Source organism: Blastopirellula sp. SH421 (genome assembly GCF_057808535.1).
Genome location: NZ_CM173712.1, coordinates 2127391 through 2145056 on the forward strand (window position 1 = coordinate 2127391; position 17666 = coordinate 2145056).

14 protein-coding genes are annotated in these 17666 nt (G+C 56.8%); 6 read left to right on the forward strand and 8 right to left on the reverse strand.

What is annotated here, in order from left to right; translation table 11 throughout:
* Positions 1–14: 14 nt before the first annotated feature.
* Positions 15–902: a phytoene/squalene synthase family protein gene (locus SH421x_RS08785; protein WP_488855047.1), complete on the reverse strand. Its 888-nt coding sequence runs from the start codon at positions 900–902 to the stop codon at positions 15–17.
* Positions 899–1858, reverse strand: coding sequence for a squalene synthase HpnC (gene hpnC / locus SH421x_RS08790; RefSeq protein WP_488855048.1), 960 nt, complete (start codon positions 1856–1858; stop codon positions 899–901). Before hpnC ends, SH421x_RS08785 begins: the two co-directional genes overlap by 4 nt.
* A 111-nt stretch (positions 1859–1969) precedes the next feature.
* Between hpnC and ispH the strand changes: the two genes are divergently transcribed.
* A complete protein-coding gene (gene ispH, locus SH421x_RS08795) occupies positions 1970–2911 on the forward strand; it encodes a 4-hydroxy-3-methylbut-2-enyl diphosphate reductase (protein WP_488855049.1) in 942 nt (313 codons plus the stop codon).
* 90 nt (positions 2912–3001) lie between these two features.
* Here ispH and SH421x_RS08800 read toward each other — a convergent pair whose 3' ends face one another.
* Together SH421x_RS08800 and SH421x_RS08805 are read right to left on the reverse strand one after the other, a co-directional pair.
* Entirely contained in the window at positions 3002–4504 is a 1503-nt protein-coding gene (locus SH421x_RS08800) for a HEAT repeat domain-containing protein (RefSeq protein WP_488855050.1), read from the reverse strand.
* A gap of 405 nt (positions 4505–4909) precedes the next feature.
* The gene (locus SH421x_RS08805; RefSeq protein WP_488855052.1) at positions 4910–6319 is read right to left on the reverse strand and encodes a hypothetical protein; all 1410 of its coding nucleotides are present in this window, start codon (positions 6317–6319) and stop codon (positions 4910–4912) included.
* Positions 6320–6602: 283 nt separating this feature from the next.
* On the opposite strand from SH421x_RS08805, the gene SH421x_RS08810 reads away from it, so the two are divergent.
* On the forward strand, positions 6603–6980 hold the full coding sequence (locus SH421x_RS08810; RefSeq protein ID WP_488855054.1) for a hypothetical protein: 378 nt from the start codon (positions 6603–6605) through the stop codon (positions 6978–6980).
* Between the two features lie 126 nt (positions 6981–7106).
* Here the strand turns inward: SH421x_RS08810 and SH421x_RS08815 are convergent, their stop codons facing one another.
* Positions 7107–8024: a YybH family protein gene (locus SH421x_RS08815; protein WP_488855055.1), complete on the reverse strand. Its 918-nt coding sequence runs from the start codon at positions 8022–8024 to the stop codon at positions 7107–7109.
* 219 nt (positions 8025–8243) lie between these two features.
* Here SH421x_RS08815 and SH421x_RS08820 point away from each other — a divergent pair, with 219 nt between their 5' ends.
* Both SH421x_RS08820 and SH421x_RS08825 read left to right on the forward strand, forming a co-directional pair.
* Positions 8244–8825, forward strand: a complete 582-nt coding sequence (locus SH421x_RS08820) for a hypothetical protein (RefSeq protein WP_488855056.1) — start codon at positions 8244–8246, stop codon at positions 8823–8825.
* A gap of 196 nt (positions 8826–9021) precedes the next feature.
* Positions 9022–9267 (forward strand): winged helix-turn-helix domain-containing protein, encoded by a 246-nt coding sequence (locus SH421x_RS08825; RefSeq protein WP_488855058.1) that lies wholly within the window; start codon positions 9022–9024, stop codon positions 9265–9267.
* Positions 9268–9473: 206 nt separating this feature from the next.
* Here SH421x_RS08825 and SH421x_RS08830 read toward each other — a convergent pair whose 3' ends face one another.
* From SH421x_RS08830 to SH421x_RS08840, 3 genes are all read right to left on the reverse strand, one after another.
* A complete protein-coding gene (locus tag SH421x_RS08830; RefSeq protein WP_488855060.1) occupies positions 9474–12764 on the reverse strand; it encodes a hypothetical protein in 3291 nt (1096 codons plus the stop codon).
* Positions 12765–12768: 4 nt separating this feature from the next.
* Positions 12769–13191 (reverse strand): ExbD/TolR family protein, encoded by a 423-nt coding sequence (locus SH421x_RS08835; protein ID WP_488855061.1) that lies wholly within the window; start codon positions 13189–13191, stop codon positions 12769–12771.
* Positions 13192–13345: 154 nt separating this feature from the next.
* A complete protein-coding gene (locus SH421x_RS08840) occupies positions 13346–15211 on the reverse strand; it encodes an FAD-dependent oxidoreductase (protein ID WP_488855062.1) in 1866 nt (621 codons plus the stop codon).
* 461 nt (positions 15212–15672) lie between these two features.
* Here SH421x_RS08840 and SH421x_RS08845 point away from each other — a divergent pair, with 461 nt between their 5' ends.
* Together SH421x_RS08845 and SH421x_RS08850 are read left to right on the forward strand one after the other, a co-directional pair.
* Entirely contained in the window at positions 15673–17250 is a 1578-nt protein-coding gene (locus SH421x_RS08845; RefSeq protein ID WP_488855064.1) for a glucan biosynthesis protein, read from the forward strand.
* On the forward strand, positions 17238–17648 hold the full coding sequence (locus SH421x_RS08850; protein WP_488855065.1) for a hypothetical protein: 411 nt from the start codon (positions 17238–17240) through the stop codon (positions 17646–17648). Before SH421x_RS08845 ends, SH421x_RS08850 begins: the two co-directional genes overlap by 13 nt.
* Positions 17649–17666 lie beyond the last annotated feature (18 nt).

Consider the following 17666-nt stretch of genomic DNA (forward strand, 5'->3'; position numbering starts at 1 on the left):
TTTGCCAGACTTCATCAGCGCGTGACCGTCGTCGGAGAGGAAAAATCAAAAAGTTGGGCCAACATTAGCGAGGTGACGATCCGCATCTTCTTCCAAGATCCTACCGAAATGCGCTGTCGTAAAACGGCGGTGGGGTCGCGCTCGATACGAGCCAGCAGACCTTGGTAGGTGCTGAACATTGCCGGAAATATCTTTCGGCCATCGGGATGCAGCAGAGACTGTAGCGGCTCGGCCTGGCGGTAGAACTCCCCTGCTCTTGCGATCTGAAATTGCAGCAGCTCGTTGTATCCGTCGACGATTCGGCTGGTCGCAAAATCATCGATCGAAACGCCGTAGCGGTCCATTTCGTCCTGCGGCAAATAGAGTCTGCCCACGAGCGCATCTTCGCGCAGATCACGCAAGATGTTAGTCCACTGAAACGCGTACCCGCAGGCCAGCGCCGGTTGGATCGCCGCTGATCCTTCAAAACCCCAAATATGCAAACAGGCCAAGCCAACCGCGGCGGCGACCTGATAGCAATAATGCTGCGAGTCGGCGAACGTGGCGAACGGTTGCGGCGCCAGGTCGCGTTCGACGCCGTCGATCACGGCTGTTAGGTATTCGACGGGAATTTCGTAGCGGCGGATCGTGTCGACCACCGCCAACAAGCGAGCATCAGATGGAATTTCTCCGGCGAGCGTAGCGAACAGCTGTTGCCGCCAACTGGCTAAAGCTTCCGTTTTTTGCTGCAGATCGCCCGGCTGGTCTCCCAGATCATCGGTCTGGCGCATGAACGCATACAAAGCGTACATCGCCCATTTTTTGCCACGGGGGAGCAACATGAACGACATTACGAAGTTCGAGCCAGAACGCTTGGCGGTTTGCTGGCAAAAAGCATAGCTGGTGGCCAAAGAGCTGTTCATGTGGTCGCCTCCTTGCCGGCGGGGACCGACGCTTTTGAACTGCGCGAGAAGGTTCGCCGCAGCAGGCAGCTCAGCAGTAGTTGTAGCTTTTGCCACTTGCCAATGGTGGGGCGTGACTGAAGCACATCAAAATTTTGGCGACGAATGGCCTGGCAAATCGCCAGCCCTCCGGCCAGAAACAGCTCGACATCCAGCCGCAGCTGCGGCGCAATCATGGGGATCAAAGGGCGACCGCGATTCAGGTATTGCTCGGCTCGTTCGACTTCAAATTTCAGCAGCTGACGAAATTCGGGAGACGCGACGTCTGTCGCGAGCATCGCTTCAGTCACGCCAAACTTTTGACGATCTGCTTCTGGCAGGTAAATGCGGCCGATCGCATAATCGCGAGCGACATCTTGCCAAAAGTTGGCCAGTTGCAGGCCGGTGCAGATCGAGTCGGATAGCTCACTCGTCTCTGGGCCAAACGAACGGCCAAGATAAAGCACCAAGTGACCGACTGGATTGGCCGAGTTTTGGCAGTAACCGAGCAACTCGGTATGCGACGCATACCGCTTCACCCGCTGATCCTGCTCAAAGGCGAGCAACAGGTTGGCAAACGGCTCGATGGGGATCTCGAACTCGCGAATCGTCTCGGTCAAAGCAACAAATACCGGATGCCAGGCCTGGCCGCGATAGCAGGCTTCTAGTTCTGCCCTCCACCAGGCAAGCAACCTCAGGCTGCGAGCGTCATCCCCTACTTCATCGGCCAGATCGTCCGACCAGCGGCAGTAGGCGTAGATGTGAGCGAAGTGAGGGCGTAATTCTGGCGGCAGCAGCCAGCTAGCAACGGTGAAGTTCTCGTAATGGCTTTGGGTCAGCTGTTGGCAATAATCACTAGCCGCCGCGAGCGAACAAGGCTCGTGCGGTGAATCAGGACCATATTGTTGAAGCTGCTGCTCAAATCGTGAGTCGGGCACGCGTTACATCCGCCTTGGGCGTCACGGTTCCGGAAGTTGGGGGGAGCAAACGCCGCTATCTGCCGCTGCGGCGATTCAGTATGATGCAATCGTAAGGAGAAGTGCGCTACGATGAAAGTGATCCTCGCAAGTCCCCGCGGCTTTTGTGCCGGCGTTAACATGGCGATTGAGAGTCTAGACCTCGCTTTGCAGGCGTTTGGGGCGCCGGTCTACGTCTATCATGAGATCGTCCACAACAAATACGTCGTGACCACCTTCAAAGAAAAAGGGGCGGTTTTTATCGACGATTTGAACGAGGCGCCAGAAGGCTCGACGTTGCTCTTTAGCGCGCACGGGGTTTCTCCCGAGATTCGTCAGCACGCGAAGGACCGTAAACTCTTCGCAATCGACGCGACTTGCCCGCTGGTGACCAAGGTTCACCTCGAAGCGATTCGATTCGCCAAGCAACATTACACGATCTTTTTGATCGGCCACGAAGGTCACGACGAAGTGATCGGCACCATGGGAGAAGCCCCCGAGGCGATCATCTTGGTCGAATCGGCCGAAGATGTCCCCAATCTGCAAGTTGCGGATGACAGCAAGTTGGCCTACCTGACGCAAACGACTCTGTCGGTGGATGACGCCAATCGAATTATCGCCGCACTCAAACAGCGATTTCCACAGGTCATTGGCCCGCCGAAAGAAGATATCTGCTACGCGACCCAAAATCGCCAAGAAGCGGTTCGCATTTTGGCGTCCGAGGCCGATCTGGTGCTGGTGCTGGGAAGCCAGAACAGCTCGAACAGCCAGCGTCTGAAAGAACTGGCGCGAGAATCTGGCACGCCGGGCTACCTACTCGACGGAGCTTCGGATTTGCAGCCCGAGTGGTTTGAAGGTGTCGAGTCGGTTTTGGTCACCGCCGGAGCCAGCGCTCCAGAAGAAGTGGTCCAGGAATGTCTCGACTACCTGGTCGAAAATCACGGCGCAACGATCACGCCGCACAGCATCCGCGAAGAGCAAGTCCACTTCGCCCTACCGCGCGAACTACGCGAAAAGGCGCTGCCCAAGGCGTAGGGCATGGCCATGCTTGCCGATGGTTGACACGATAGAATCAGCCCGCAGCAACGGCAAGGAACTACGTTGGGACAGCTTGTCGCTCGTGGTTCAATTTGACTGCGGCGGAAGTTTATTCGTGATTTGATGAATGATCCAGCCGATCGGGTCGTCGTCACGGTCCACCGGAACGTCCGCTTGGGTAGGCTCATCCGGCGGAAACTGCTCGTGAAGCGCGTTTAACGCCGGCAGCGCGCCATAAGCTGCCTGACCGATGGCGGCCAAGCAGTCTAATATGGCGGAGGGCATCTCGTCCGGTTCATCGTTTAGATGCCGTACCAGTGGCAAAACTGCAGGCTCGGCTGCCGGCCCGAACAGCGCGATCAGGTTAGCGACTCTGGCGTGAGGACCGTGATATCCTTCGTCTGGATCAAACTCTTCAAAGCTATCCAAGGCTTCGATCAGCACCGGCAGGCACTCATCTGGATAGGCGGTGAAGAATTCGATCGTGGAGAGCGCAATTCCCCGCGTGTGCATCGATTGATCGTATTGCATGTCCGGATAGCCTGCATAACTTCTCAGTTTGGGAGGCTGGGGAGCGGCCAATGCCAGCACTTTGGAGCGAATTTCCAGGCTGTTCCGTCCGACCGAAGCGAGGGCGAGAAGCGCATTCGTCGCGATCTCTTCGTCCTCTAGCATCGGGAGCAGCAATTTGCAGATTTCCGATTCCCGGCCGCATACCTCACCTGCCATGTGCTGCAATACGTCGGCAGCGGCGCGACAAACGTTTTGATTTTTATGAATCAGGCGACTTTCCATCGCGTTGACGACTACTGAGGCGCCTTGGCCGATGCTCCCCAGCGCCGCCGCGGCGTCAAACCAATAATACTTCTTTCGTTGGCGAGCTAGTGCATCAAAATCCTGCAACAGGACCGGAGCCCAGTCGACCGCTGCAGGTCCACAGCGCTGGAGGATGGAAAGAGCGTCCCCACGCAATTTGGAATCTTTCAAAAACGTTTCTAAAACCGCCGGCGCTGCCAGAATCTCCACATCCAGGATCTGAAAAATGCGCCACGCCGCGATCCCCGATGGGGCGATCGACTCGGCATTGTGAAACGGATCGTCGTTCGCATCGTTACAACTTCCAGCGATGTAAGTTGCCGAGAGTTTAGCTAGCCGATCCACCGCTTGATTTTTTTCCGTTTCGTCGACGGCTGAATGGATCGTCTCGACAAGACGATTCGCGATGCGATCGTATTTCTCATCGCGCGCGCTTGTCTGCTCGGACCATTGATCGACGCGTCCTAGCCAGTCGCGAGCCAACCCCAGGCAGAGCCCCCCCAGCTTTTCTAGAAACTGAACCGACTCAAATGTATCGTCCGCAAAAATCTCCCGCAATGCGGCAGCGAATCGCTGGCTTTGGCCGACGATATCGAGAGGCGTAGCGAGATCATTCCAGTCGGTATGCAACGAAGGCAAGCCCCACTCCATCGCTTGTAGCGTTTCTCCTGCACGGATCCGTGTCTGTTTCGCTTCATCGACCAGTTTCCAGAGCCATTCTTGCAGAGACAGCCCGTCACGGACGAAGGAGTAATCAGGCTGCAATTTCGTCATGGCGCCTCCTTGGGGCCGCGAACTTCAGCACGCAGCTTTCGAAGCCTACGATGAGTCTTTCCTGACCAGATGATGACCAGGGGGATGATCTTACCCCGAGACACCCCCGACCGGCTTGGAGTTCAGGCTAAAAAGCGAGAAAGCACCGGCTGTTGTCCCTGGGGGCAACTGAAGCCGCTGAGGAGAACAGGCGTGACGAATCCTGATATAGAAACGGCTGTCCTTGGGCTGCTAGGACAGCAGGACGCTGATAAGACTTGGCTCGAAGCGGACGGAATTGCGAGAATGCCAGTTCAAAAAAAAAGATCGCAGCGAGAGCATGCGATCTAACGTTTAAGCTTCATTGGGATCGATCGCAGCGGCGCTGCACAACTAGCATGCGCCGCTGCCAAGAGACGATTGTCGCTACGGTGCAAACGGATCGACCGCATCGGGATTGGCTACGGTTGGATCTGCGGCCGGCGCATCTTGGTTTTCGGGCAAGCGAACCAGCATCCAGGTTTGCGTCTTTTCTTCACCAAAGTGAATCAAGAGCGGCGTTTCGTCCTGGGTCAGGTTGTAGATCCCGGTTTCCATTACCGTGCTCGTTTTATCGCCGATTGTCCATGCAGCACGCTGCGAATCGCGGTCAACACTCCCCTGCACCGGCAAGTTGGACTTGGTCTCGGTGTTGTAGTAAGTGCCGGCGATCAGCCCATCTTTGTCGACCGCCAGTTGTAGATACATGATCGGATCTCCTTCGTCCTTGTTGGCCAGGGCGAAGACTCCAAGCGGCATCCAGTTTTGGCCGTTCTCGTCAGTGGGGGGATTTGCGGCGAGCGCTTCTCGACCCGCAGCAGCATAATCAGCAGCCTGCTGAGCATACTGCACCGTCGTCACAGCAGGTGCGTCATTGATGTAGACGTACTGCGTGTCGTAAATCACATTATCGCCGTAGTAGTAATAGCAGGGATCGCCCCAGGTCGAGCCAAAGCTAAACCATGAGGTGAGCCCAACGGGACTTGACCAACGCCACCAATATCCAGGATAAGGGCGATAGTTGTAAAAGCCCCAACGGTTGAAGCCTGGATTGTTCCAGCCCCAAAAACCAGCGTTCCAGTTGTTACGACCGCTCCAGTAGTTGTACCGATTGCGAACGTGGTTACCCCGGTTTTGATAATGGTTCCAGTTGGCGTGCGCATGATCCCCTGATCCATGGTGATTGTTGGGGCGATCCGCGTGGCCGGGTCGATTGCCATTGCCGGGTCGATCCCCGTTGCCAGGTCGATCCCCGTTGCCAGGTCGATCCCCGTTGCCAGGTCGATCGCCGATGCCGGGTCGATCCCCGTTGCCAGGTCGATCGCCGATGCCGGGTCGATCCCCGTTGCCAGGTCGATCGCCGTTGCCAGGTCGATCACCGATGCCGGGTCGATCGCCGATGCCAGGTCGATCGCCGATGCCAGGTCGATCGCCGTTGCCAGGGCGATCACCGATGCCGGGTCGATCCCCGTTGCCAGGTCGATCGCCGTTGCCGGGTCGATCGCCGTTGCCGGGTCGATCGCCGATGCCGGGTCGATCGCCGATGCCGGGTCGATCGCCGATGCCGGGTCGATCCCCGATGCCGGGTCGATCACCGATGCCGGGTCGATCACCGATGCCGGGTCGATCGCCGTTGCCGGGTCGATCGCCGATGCCGGGTCGATCGCCGATGCCAGGTCGATCGCCGATGCCGGGTCGATCGCCGATGCCGGGTCGATCGCCGATGCCGGGTCGATCGCCGATGCCGGGTCGATCGCCGTTGCCGGGTCGATTGCCAAAGGTAGGACGATTGCCCATATCGGGCAAAGGTGACGGACGACTAATGTTGGTGGGCCCTCGGTTGCCGGTTGGGTTGGGACGATCCGGATTTCCCACGCTGGGGCGAGAACCGGGCCGAGTTGAATTGCCGGGGAGTGAATTTGGTCCTTGTACAACATTTTGAGTGCCACCGCGCGCACCCAGGAAGTCATTCAACTGCGAGTTTGAAGGACGACCCTGAGGACGACTAGCGCGGTTGGTGTCAAGGCTGGGTCGCGCTGCAAAGTTCGGCCGATTCGTGCCGGAATTGCCCGACTGAGAAATGCTCGGACGATTGTTGCTCGGGATGTTGAAGCTGGGGCGACTGTTGTTTCCCACCGCAGGGCGATTGCTCCCCAAGGATGGGCTTGAACTTGGACGACTCGGGCCGGCTGCTCCACTAAAACTGGGGCGGCTGGATGGTGTTGGTCGAGTGCTTCGGCTGGGCATGCTGGCGGAAGGACGACTGGCAGATGGAGGACGACCACCGGCTGAAGGACGACTGGCCGATGGACGACCGGCTGACGGACGGCTCATCGAAGGACTTCGCCCTGCTCCGCCGCCGGGACGAGAGTTCATTTGGCTTCCGCCACCGCCGCGATTTCCGCCGCCACCTGGGCCGCCTCTACCTCCATCTCCGCCGCCGAAGCCGCGAGCGTAAGTGGGAATCGGCAGCAGCATGGCCGCCGTTAACACTGCGATGTAAAAAATATTTCTAGCGTACATAACGCGCCTCTTATTGGTTCAGTAGATTTGTCCTGACAAATTGGGACAAAAGCTTACGTCTTCATTCTTCGGGCTGCCGCACCACATGGAAAGGCCCGACGTCAGGCAGAATCTCGCCGTCGAGCGTGCGGCAGACTGATCGCGACTCATATTGGTCCTCATCTGTCCGGTGTAGCGTGCGGAGAGAAGAGGACTTGCCGCCGTCGGGCAAAATGCCGGTCGCCTTCACAATCCAGCGGTCTCCCTCTAGAGTCCAAGTTTCTTCCGCGAAGCCCCCATCTGAATCAAAGACCCAGCCGCGGATGCACTGCTTGGCGGGATCCCAGCCAATTACCTCGGTCCCATCTAAGTCGACGACGTCGGCAACATAGACCTTAAAGGAACGGATCAAGAAGCATTCATTTTTACTCCAGCGTCCAATTGTCTCGACGGTCGAGCCCTCCGAATCGTCGACCCAGCGGCCGATGAGCCAAGCCAAGGGCTCTAATTGTTGCCGGGCTTCAGAAACTTTGGATTCGGTCGACAGCTGGTCAGCGACAAGCGTTTCATGAACACTATCCAGCTTCCAGCGATTTTCCTCTTTGATGTGAATCGCCGTGTAAGAAAGCAGTGATGGTTTTTGACCGGGATGGGTGATGCGAGCAATTCCCTCTTCGAGGGCGACATCCGGCTTTACAAAGCGGATCGAGTCGATCTCGACGCTTAACTTGGGATGATCTCCCAGAATGCACTGATCAACGAAATGCCGCCGAATCGCGTCGCGGCCGACGACCTTTTCGCCGGTGGTACGGCAAAGATATTCGGCATTCTGGGCCCAATGATCGGCCAGACGGTCGGGATCGGCGTCGTTAAAAGCCGCAATATACGAAACGACATTGGCAGTAATTTCTTCCTCCGCCGAGAGAGGGCCTTCCGCTTGGGTGTCGCGAAAAGTCAACATCGTCAAGCAGAGAACCGTCAGAACCGTTTGCGCCTTCATCAATGTCCCCCTTGTTTGCCGGAATTCGTCACGCGAACTACCTTGCCTATTCAGATTTCTACGACTCGGAACGGATCAATCCAATCGATTTCTCCATAATTCCTAGAGAAACGTACCCCTCTAACCGCAGAAGTGCGCGTAGAATGCCGGAATGGGCAGAAAATGAAACCTATGATTGAGAAACCATTCTCATCTTTTTATCTGCGGGACACACAAGTCATGAAGCGTACATTTGTTTGGGGATCGGCCGCTCTGTTGGTTGCGGCTTCGTATTGCGGCGCCGCCCACGCGCAGGTTGCGTACTATCCGACGCCTGCTGTAGTCGCTGCTCCAGCGGTTGTCGGCTATGTGCCGGAGCGTCGGGGGTTGTTTGGTCTGCGAACCTCGTATCGCCCTGTTTATGGTGCGTACGCGGCGCCGGTAGTGGCTGCTCCAATGACGACCAGCTATTACGCTCCGGCTTATGTGGCTCCGATCACCACCAATTACTATTCGCCAGCGCCTAGTGTCGTGACGACGAACTATTATTCGCCGGTCCCGACCACGACTTACTACGGCGGTACCACGCTGGCAGCACCAACTACCACGTATTACGGCGGTACAACGCTGGCTGCTCCGACGACGACTTATTACGGTGGGACGACGTTAGCGGCTCCAACCACTACGTACTACGGCGGGACCGAAGTAGTGACCCCGACCACAACCTACTACGCACCGGCTGCTTCGTTCGATGGTGCAGTCCAATCGGCGACGCCGACGACCACCTACTACGCTCCGATGGAATCGATTGTCATTCCGTAGTTCGCTACGGCCAGCGACGATGAACCCGTGCATGCGAACGCGACGAGTCTGTTTCGTCGCGTTTTTTATGCGCAGCCTGAAATGCGGACTGCGGGAAATATTTGAGCTCTCTAGACGACATGCGTTATAATGATTTCGCCCCACGTCTGGATGTTCATCGACGCACTTTGCGAGACTTCGCCTACGAGGGAAAACTATGACAACTGCGATGTCTACGGACTTGGCCACGCTTGAATCGGTTGCTCGAATTGGCGAGACGGCAGGCGCTATTTGGTCAACTCTTCAATCCGACGGTCCGATGTCCATTTCGCGCCTGGTCAAACAAGTCGGCCTGCCACGCGATCAAGTGATGCAGGCCATTGGCTGGCTCGCTAGAGAAGACAAGCTGGCGTTTGAAGAAAGCGGCAGGAATAAGTTGGTTTGCTTGCGTGAAGCGATGTAATCCTAGCTAGTCGACTGGTTGTAAAGTTTGGGTTTAACAAACGTAGCAGTTGCTTAAGCCTACAGACAATGTGATCCAGTTAAGAAATTCACTTACTGCGGATGGAGATAATTTCCTATCGCATAGGCAGCAGCTTATTGCTGCTCAACCCTGCCAGTCTTGAACAGACTGCCCGGCGCACCTGGTTCAAAAAAGCTTTTGATAACCTACTTCGCCGCATCCACATACAGCGGCAGATGCCGGTGATGAACTTCAAGCGACAGCAAGTTCATCGTCGTTACGTAGATCCGTCCAGCGAACTCACCCCAGCGATCCGGAATCGGTCCTTCTGGTTCCCAGCTGCCCCCAAGTGGACCTTCGACGACTTGCGATTCGACTAGCATCGGCTCCAGCCGATTGTTCCAGGCTTGCCAATATTCTCCCTTCATGTGGAACATGACCTGAGTTGCGTAATACCAATAATAGGTATCGCGCTGCGGAGAATCTTGGGTGCCGACCTCAGGGAGATTGGCCAGCAGGTGCTCGGCGCCTTTTTGCATGACCTCGGTTTCGCGATTCGATCCCATGTAAAGTCGCATCAGCAAGCCGACCGCCGTCATCGTCTTCGAGGGGTACAGCCCGTGACGTTGTTCCGAATTGTTGAGTGCGTCAGGGTTATAGACAAACAATGCCCCACCGTTGGGTTGATAGGCGGCGCGCGCCAGCCAGCGATTGATGCCGTTGTAGGTTTCTGGCGATGTGTCGAGGCCGGCAAGTTGACCGCTCTTTAAGGCCATCGTCATCCAGCCGCTGACCGAAGTATCGCCGCCGATCCCGGGTGCATATCTCCAGGCGCCGACCGACGTATCTTGCGAGGTGGTGATAAAGTTGATTGCCCTTTGAGCCGGCTCGCGTAAGTTGGCGTCTTGAGTCATGCCGTACGCTTCGCACAGCGCGATCGACGCGATCCCATGGCTATACAGCCAAGCGTTGGAATTGGAATAGTTGTCCATGCGGACGTAGAGGTCGCCGTTTTCCTGTTGGTTCTCGACCAGAAAGGTGAGTCCCTTGCGAACTTCGTTTTGGTACTTGTCGTCCAGATGATGGTATCCAGCGCCCATGAAGGAAAGGAGCGCCAAACCAGTAGCGGCCGTGTCTGAATCCATCCGCGAACGTTCGTTGCGATAGGCAGCGGTATTTTCGGTTTGCGTTATCGGAAAGTTCTTTAGACTCCAACTGCCGTTGGGCATTTGGTGACGAGCGAGAAAGGCCAGCCCGCGTTCGATTGCTTCACGCACTTCAGGCGAAGGCCCATCGGCGCCTTCGCCGGCTTCTTCTTCACGCATCATCCGACGGCGGTAGGCTTCGGTCGGCATCGCGATAGCCGCCGAGATTTGCGGTAGTCCCGAGCGAGAAGCACGGACCGGGAACTGCGTCAGATTGATCGAAAGTTGGGGAGCTTCATTGCTTTGACGTCGCGCGACGGATCCAACGGCCGGCGCCATGCGATCTCCCAGTCCGCCGGCCCCTTCAGCCGCATTGACTTTGACAATCGTTGACATCCCGGCGCCGCGACGTTCGATGCTGGGGCCGGCTGAGCCGGGCGCAAGTGAACTACCAGATGGTCCGCCGCCGCTGGGGATTGCCCGGGCGTCGCCGCCCATGCCTGGTGCCTCGCCGGCGATCATGACCGTGCTGGGGCCTCCGCCTGATCCGCCGCTACGGCCAAAAGTTTCGCCGCCGCTGTCGGCAGCCGCGACGAGTGATTCTCCTGATCCAGAATCGCCGCTACCGGCCCGCGTTCCCATCGCGCCGCTAGCCAGGGCGGTGGTTCCTGTGGTTCCGGCGATGCCTGTGCCGGTTCCGGCTGCAGATCCGCTAGGAACGCCGTCAGCTTCGCGGCGACCGATGTCGGTCATGCTGCCGGTTGAGCCGGAAGTGAGCTGCGGTCCGTCGGCAATGCCGCTGCCGCGACCATTGGTTCGCATGCCAGAACCTGCGACATCACCATCCAGCGAAGCGGCTGCGCCCGGCGTGAGCCCACCGCCAGATCGGCCCGCTTGTCCACCAGCTTGACCACCGCCGGAGAGTGCCGATTCGAGTGAGGGGGAGCCATCGCTGGCTGCGCGACGCAAGGTTCCGTTGGACGCAAGCCGAACGACTCCCAGTTCGACGCCGCCCAGCATCTCGCCGGCTGCGCCATCGTCCCCGCTGCCTGTGCCGGCAGCGCTGCGGCCGATGTTGGTTGCGGCGCTGGATAATTGGCTTGGATTACGTGAGCCAGCTTCGGCGGCGTAGTCCAGTTGTTCAGCAAAGATCGAAGCTGTCGGGGCCGCTCTGGCGCCGCTGGCTTTGGCGATCTGGGCCGAAGAAGCAGGCGCGATCTGACTGGCCGAGGATGCGGCAGCCTCGGCTCGCGACATGGCGCTGCTTTGAATCGCCGACGCAGCGCTGTTAGCCGATTCGACTTGCGCTAGCTGCGGGCTGGAAGCAGCCGCGGCCGCGCTGCGACGGGCGCTGGAGGTCTGTTGTGCGGTGGGCGCAACCGATTGGTCCGACATTCGCTGGACCGCTAAAGATTGGGCCGCCGCTGACAGGGTTGGTTCGGCCGACTGTCGCTGCAGCGGTGCGCTGGAGGCCGCCAGTTGCGGCTGTTGCTGGGAAGTGTCGCGACGATTCATCTGCGCAGCGGTCGAAGCGGCTGCTTCAATTTGGCTCTCTTGGCGAGATTGCGTCGCCGAGTTTTGTTGCCGCGACATTTCGGCGACCTGGGCCGAAGCTTGCGGCGGTTGCGGATCGGTCTGGCGCTGGACCTCGATCTGTTGCGGTTGTTGTTCCCGCTTTTCCATTTCCGTTGAATTGCGACTTAGTTTTGACGGCATCTGCTGCAGCGTCTCCGCCGGAGCTTGTTCTTGACGCGCTACTTTCGTCGGCGTGTTGGGCGTCGCTTCCCGCTCCATCTCGGGATCGACGGTTGGCTGGTCTTCGCGACTGAGTTGCTTGGGGGCGATCTGACGGCGCTCGACCTGCTCTTGATCTGGCTTGGCCTCGTCGGTCTCGACCGGCTTTTCAAAGTCTTGTTGCGTTTCGGCGGTGGAGTCCCATTGCGAGGGATGATAATCGGGCAGGATCACCGGATCACGACGCGCCTGGCGACGCGTCGCCTTGGCGTCTTCACCTTGCGGAACACTGACGAGATCAAGCGCCACCATTCCGACAAACATGCTGAGGTGAAGGATCAAGCTTAGGATAATCGAAAGCTGAATGCCGCGGCGAATTGCTCGTTGATCTGAAAACTTGACCAACGCCAATCCCAACAGCAGCAGCAATGGCGCCAGCGCCATATAGAATTTGGCGTTGAAGTACCACTGCGGGTGATCCCAATCAAACAACGCCATGCTGACCGCGGCGAAATAACCTGCGAGCAGCGCCAGTGAACCATAGACCGGCCAACTACGATCTTCCCAAGTACTTGGCTGATCGCCCTCTGGTTTTCGAACTCGTTTGTTGTCTGGCATGAAGTCAGTCAATGCGTTCTGGCGCGGACGTAGTTAACGAATAATTCGTCAAGTGTGCTTTATTGCAGGCATTCATCACGCTGACCGGAAACTCCAACCGACAGCGCCGGTCTGCCCGGATGATCACCGCCGCGTCTGGATTGTTGGCGGCGGTCTGCTGCAAAGCTTTCTCAACCTGTTCAAGCGTGACGAAATCGCCTTGCATATGATACTTGCCGTCAGCATCAATATTGATGATCATCTCGCGCGGTTGCGCGATTAGCGGCTGCGCTTCGCTCGCCGATGGCAGTGCGACTTCTAGCTTGTAGTCTTCTTCGTCAAATCGAGTCATGACCATAAAGAAGACAAGCAGCAAGAACACCACATCGATTAGCGGAGTGATGTTCAGCGCCAGTAAGGCAGAGCTTTTTTTGACTTTTACCGCCATGGGCGAGCAACTACCGCGGATAGGTGGGGGCGCAAAGGTTGGATAGGTTCGCGCATATGGGTTGCTTCTGATTGTCGCAACCAGCGGCGAAATGAGCAAGGTTTTGTGAAGGGCGATAGACGAAAGTTATGAGCTTTCGCAAAAATACCGCCGTTCAATTGTTGGGATGCGCCAGTTGGTAGCATGTGCGAATGAACTCCCCACGTGTTGTCGCTGTGGAGAGCTTCTCGCCGGTAAGGTGATACTTCGCCGCTAATGTTTGCCAGGCTTGTCGCAATGCGTCATCCAGAGGGCGGTCTAATTCCGCCGCATGATGGGGGAACGCATGATAGTACTGTCCCCGCAGGTGCTTCCCGCGCTTCCCGTATTGATCTTGGGCGACCTGATGCAGACCATGCAATCCGCCGATCGATCCCCACCACTGCACCGCGGCAAAATCGGGATCGTCACGCGACACATCGCTGAGATAGATAGTAGCGGCGCCCGCTGCATGTAACTGTTCGCGAATCGCCGCCGGATCAACTTGCTGCACCGGTTTGTGCTCGTCGATCGCGATGCTGGCGGCGACGCCGGACGCTTCTCCTAGTGAAGCCCAGATCGGTTCGAGTCGCAAAGCACAAAATCCAACGTGCGATGCCGACATGGCGCAGGGAACCAGCAAGTTGGGATGCTGCTTTGGCAGAATGACTCCGTAAGGAATCTGGTAAGGGGACGCCGCCTGATAAAACTCTCCGGTATGCTTGCCGCCGATCGTTGGGCCTTCGTGATCGGTTCCGTGACAATTCGGGCCGTAGTCGCCCATCGCAATTGCGTCAGGTACAAAACGGCTTCGCGCGTCCTCGCCGGCTTGGCTGACATACGCCTGGGTGAAGATGGTTTGCCCTTTCATCCGGCGTGCTTCTCGAACATAAAGTTGAACCGGCAGATGATCGTTGTCAACAAACTCGTCGCGGCAGAGTCCAAACTCGCGAGCGGCTGCTTGGATATCGGCCGGGACTTCCTCATCGTTCTGCAAGAAGTACAGCATTCCGATGTTGTGCCGAACATGTGCGGCGAAGATCTCTGCTCGGGTTTTGGCGTCGCCGGTCGGCCAAGCGTTATTGATCTGCGGCAGGGAGAGTCGCACGACTCCGCGTGACATATCATTGATATCAAACTTGCCGTTGGGCAGGTTCGGGTCTTGGACTTTGAAGATCGCTTTGGTCGTGTGTCCCTCAGTCATGCGAAACATGGCCGACGTCAGTTGCTTGGTTTCTAGCAACTTTAACAAAGGCAGAAACTGAGTGCGGTCATAGCCAGTCGGCTTTTCGGCCATGACGCGATTTTCAGGCTGGTCCGTAAATGTCAGGCGAAAGTTATAGCCTTGGACGCAGTCATCACTTTCGGATGGAGCGAGAGACTCGCCGTATTCAGCGGTCCCTTCACGACCAACGGCGAACGGGACACCGGCGGCGGCCATTAGGTCCCCTTCGTAGGTTCCGTCGACGAAGACTTTTCCATAGGCGGTTCGTTGATCGCCTTGCGGATTGGTCAGTGTGACAGACTGAATTCGTTGATCGGCGTCGACGTCGACTTCCGCAAGTTGGTGCTCAGTTAGCAAAGTGATGCTGGGGACTTCGGCGAGCATCTGCTGGTAGACGAGCAACGCGACTTTCGGTTCGGCATGAGTTCCCTGGAGAGAGGTTTTCGCTTGCGGCGAGTCGGCCCCGTACTGATCGACGTAGTGGGCCAGAACGCGGTCATTGAAGTCTTTAAAGGCGCCGGTCAACCCTTCAAACGAACGAAAGTCAGGGTGCGATAAGCCATTGGTCGCTAGGCCTCCGATCCGGGAGGTCGGTTCGACCAGCAGCACCGATTTTCCGGTTCTACCGGCAGTGACGGCGGCGGCAATCCCGCACGGGGTGGCGCCAATGACAACCACGTCGACGTCTTGTTTCGCATGATTGGCCGCGAACGAAACATGCGTCGATCCAGAACTGAGAACCAGAGCAAAAACGAGGGTCGCAACGATTCGGAGCATGAGACGGTTTTCTTTTTCAAGGCGTAGAAAGGGGGAACATGCGGAAGGTCTTGGGTGGGTAACCAGCGAGCAGTCTAAGGGGGTTCAATAGACGACTGCTTATGATTTTCGCTAGTTGTTGCTCGTTTCCTAGTCGGTGTGGTCGCCCGATAGCCAAGCAACGCATCTACATGAAGTTGTGCGAATCGAATTCGCGGTTAGTTCAGCAGTCGGGGGGAGGAAAGTATTCAGAATAGCAGAAACGGGTCAGTCGTTCATTCTAATACCGCTAAACGGGAGCCAATGGTATCTCCGCGAATATAACCAACAAACCAATTTTTCTTGATACGAACCCTTCTTCATTTTCAGCGATCCATATTCATTTTCAGCACGTAAGCGACTTAACAGGCGGCTGGTAGAACGGATTGTGGCACAGCTCTTGCTATAAGGGCGGTGAACTCTCAGGAACGGAGAAGTTTCCTATGTCATCTCCTCTCTTACAACTCGATGGATGCGTTTTTCGCCTTGGGGGGCGGAGCAGCTGCCAATGGTTATTGGCGCTGCTGGCGGTCGTTTGTTGCCAAACGCATACATTTGCAGACCAACGTCTATTTGGCGTCGCCGCCGGCGAAGCAGCCAACGTATCTCCACGTTTTCAACAGCTTTGGGAGACAGTCGAGAAACGCAAGTTTGGTCAAAACGCCTATCCAATCGTCAACTACGGTCCGTTAGCGGAACTAGGTTATGACGAATTTCGGAAAATTGTATTTGATCCTGACAAAAAGCAATGGGCCGATAGCGGCACATCGTGGCGCCTCGATTATTTTCATCCCGGCTATATCTTTCGTGAATGCGTTCGTTTGAACGAATTTCAACCAAATGCAGAAACTGCCGAACCGATTGAATTTGATCCCAATCTGTTTGAGTATCACCAGGGAGTCATTGATCCCAATCACTTGAAAGGGGATCCGATCAGCTATGCCGGTTTTCGGATGTGGAATCACCTGGAAGAAGGAAAACCGATTTCTGAAGTGATTGCGTTTTTGGGTGCAAGTTATTTCCGCGCGGTCGCGGCCGATACCGTCTATGGAGCATCAACACGCGGCTTGGCGATCGATTGTGGATCGGCCAAGGGAGAAGAGTTCCCCATCTTTCGAGAGTTTTGGTTAGAGAAACCAACCCACGACAAGTCGCAGACCTTTTATGCTTGGCTCGACAGCAAGAGTATTACCGGCTTATATCAGTTCACGGTGATCCCTGGTAAGTGGACTCAGATCGAAGTTCGCGCCCGGTTGTTGGCTCGCAACGACATCGAAAAGTTGGGAGTTGCGCCGATTACCAGCATGTGGACCTGGGGTGACGGACAACCGGCGCCGGCAGACCAACAAGAGTTTCGTCCTGAAGTGCACGACTCTGACGGTTTGTTGGCCGAGTCAGTGACCGGCGAATGGTTATTCCGTCCGGTACGCAATCCTGATGCAACCCGACTTTCAGCCTTCTACTTGCCTGGAGTGAAGGGATTTGGCCTGCTGCAGCGTGATCGTGACGTAAAAAATTACAAAGACAAAGAAGCGAACTATCATCGACGCCCCACCGTTTGGATACGTCCAAAGGGGGCGTTTCCGGCAGGACGAATCGAGTTGTTAGAAATCGAATCGCCCGGCGAATGGATCGATAATCTAGCTTCTTTTTGGACGCCTGAAGAGCCGATACGATGCGGCGACGTGGTTGAGTTGGCGTACTCCATCGACTTTGGTCCAGGCGAGCCGCCGGAACATGTCGGAGGCATCGTGGCTGACTCGCACATCGAAACACGGCCAGAGGGCGGCACGCAATTTGTACTTACCTTTACCGGGGTGAAGCCGGAGGCGGATCCCGAACTGATGGTTGAAACCGAGCTTCCCATCGGAAGTCACCCGGAGGTGGTCCGGCAAGGGGACCGCGTCATCGCGACTTTTTCAACGGCCAGCAAGTCCGGAGCGAGTCGGGAGATTCGTGCCTGCCTAAAGGATGGATCCGATTACCTAAGTGAAACATGGAGTTACCAATGTCAACCGTGATTGAGCCTCAGTCGCTGGCTGACTCGCAAGTCGTGCTCGCACGACGAGCGTTGCTGCGGTATGTCGTCGCCAATGGGGTGGATGATCCGGAGCAGGCAGTACAGACGACGCGTGAATTAGTGGAAATAGCGCTTGAGCAGATCGAGTCTAGCGTCGTCGGACGTGAGCGATCCCGTTGGATCGTCTACTACGGCGTGCAAGCTTATTTAAAGCGTCCAGAGTCTCGCTTTCATGATGTCGAGCGGCTTGCCGCCGTGCCGAACGAAGGTGGCTCGCCGCTGCGAATGCAAGATCTGCACAAACCGCCGATCGTTGTATGTCCAGAGTTCTATTTAGCCGTTTGGCGCAGAACCCAAGACGTTGTTCGTCAATTGGCTTATTCGATGCGAATGCTCTAGCGCATCCGCGGGGCCGCG

What these genes read in the sequence shown, in the direction of transcription:
- SH421x_RS08825 (WP_488855058.1), top strand. Translation starts at nt 9,022, where the DNA reads ATGACAACTGCGATGTCTACGGACTTGGCCACGCTTGAATCGGTTGCT.
- SH421x_RS08820 (WP_488855056.1), top strand. Translation starts at nt 8,244, where the DNA reads ATGAAGCGTACATTTGTTTGGGGATCGGCCGCTCTGTTGGTTGCGGCT.
- ispH (WP_488855049.1), top strand. Translation starts at nt 1,970, where the DNA reads ATGAAAGTGATCCTCGCAAGTCCCCGCGGCTTTTGTGCCGGCGTTAAC.
- SH421x_RS08835 (WP_488855061.1), bottom strand. Translation starts at nt 13,191, where the DNA reads ATGGCGGTAAAAGTCAAAAAAAGCTCTGCCTTACTGGCGCTGAACATC.
- SH421x_RS08830 (WP_488855060.1), bottom strand. Translation starts at nt 12,764, where the DNA reads ATGCCAGACAACAAACGAGTTCGAAAACCAGAGGGCGATCAGCCAAGT.
- SH421x_RS08800 (WP_488855050.1), bottom strand. Translation starts at nt 4,504, where the DNA reads ATGACGAAATTGCAGCCTGATTACTCCTTCGTCCGTGACGGGCTGTCT.
- SH421x_RS08785 (WP_488855047.1), bottom strand. Translation starts at nt 902, where the DNA reads ATGAACAGCTCTTTGGCCACCAGCTATGCTTTTTGCCAGCAAACCGCC.
- SH421x_RS08845 (WP_488855064.1), top strand. Translation starts at nt 15,673, where the DNA reads ATGTCATCTCCTCTCTTACAACTCGATGGATGCGTTTTTCGCCTTGGG.
- SH421x_RS08805 (WP_488855052.1), bottom strand. Translation starts at nt 6,319, where the DNA reads ATGGGCAATCGTCCTACCTTTGGCAATCGACCCGGCAACGGCGATCGA.
- SH421x_RS08815 (WP_488855055.1), bottom strand. Translation starts at nt 8,024, where the DNA reads ATGAAGGCGCAAACGGTTCTGACGGTTCTCTGCTTGACGATGTTGACT.
- SH421x_RS08850 (WP_488855065.1), top strand. Translation starts at nt 17,238, where the DNA reads ATGTCAACCGTGATTGAGCCTCAGTCGCTGGCTGACTCGCAAGTCGTG.
- SH421x_RS08810 (WP_488855054.1), top strand. Translation starts at nt 6,603, where the DNA reads ATGCTCGGACGATTGTTGCTCGGGATGTTGAAGCTGGGGCGACTGTTG.
- SH421x_RS08840 (WP_488855062.1), bottom strand. Translation starts at nt 15,211, where the DNA reads ATGCTCCGAATCGTTGCGACCCTCGTTTTTGCTCTGGTTCTCAGTTCT.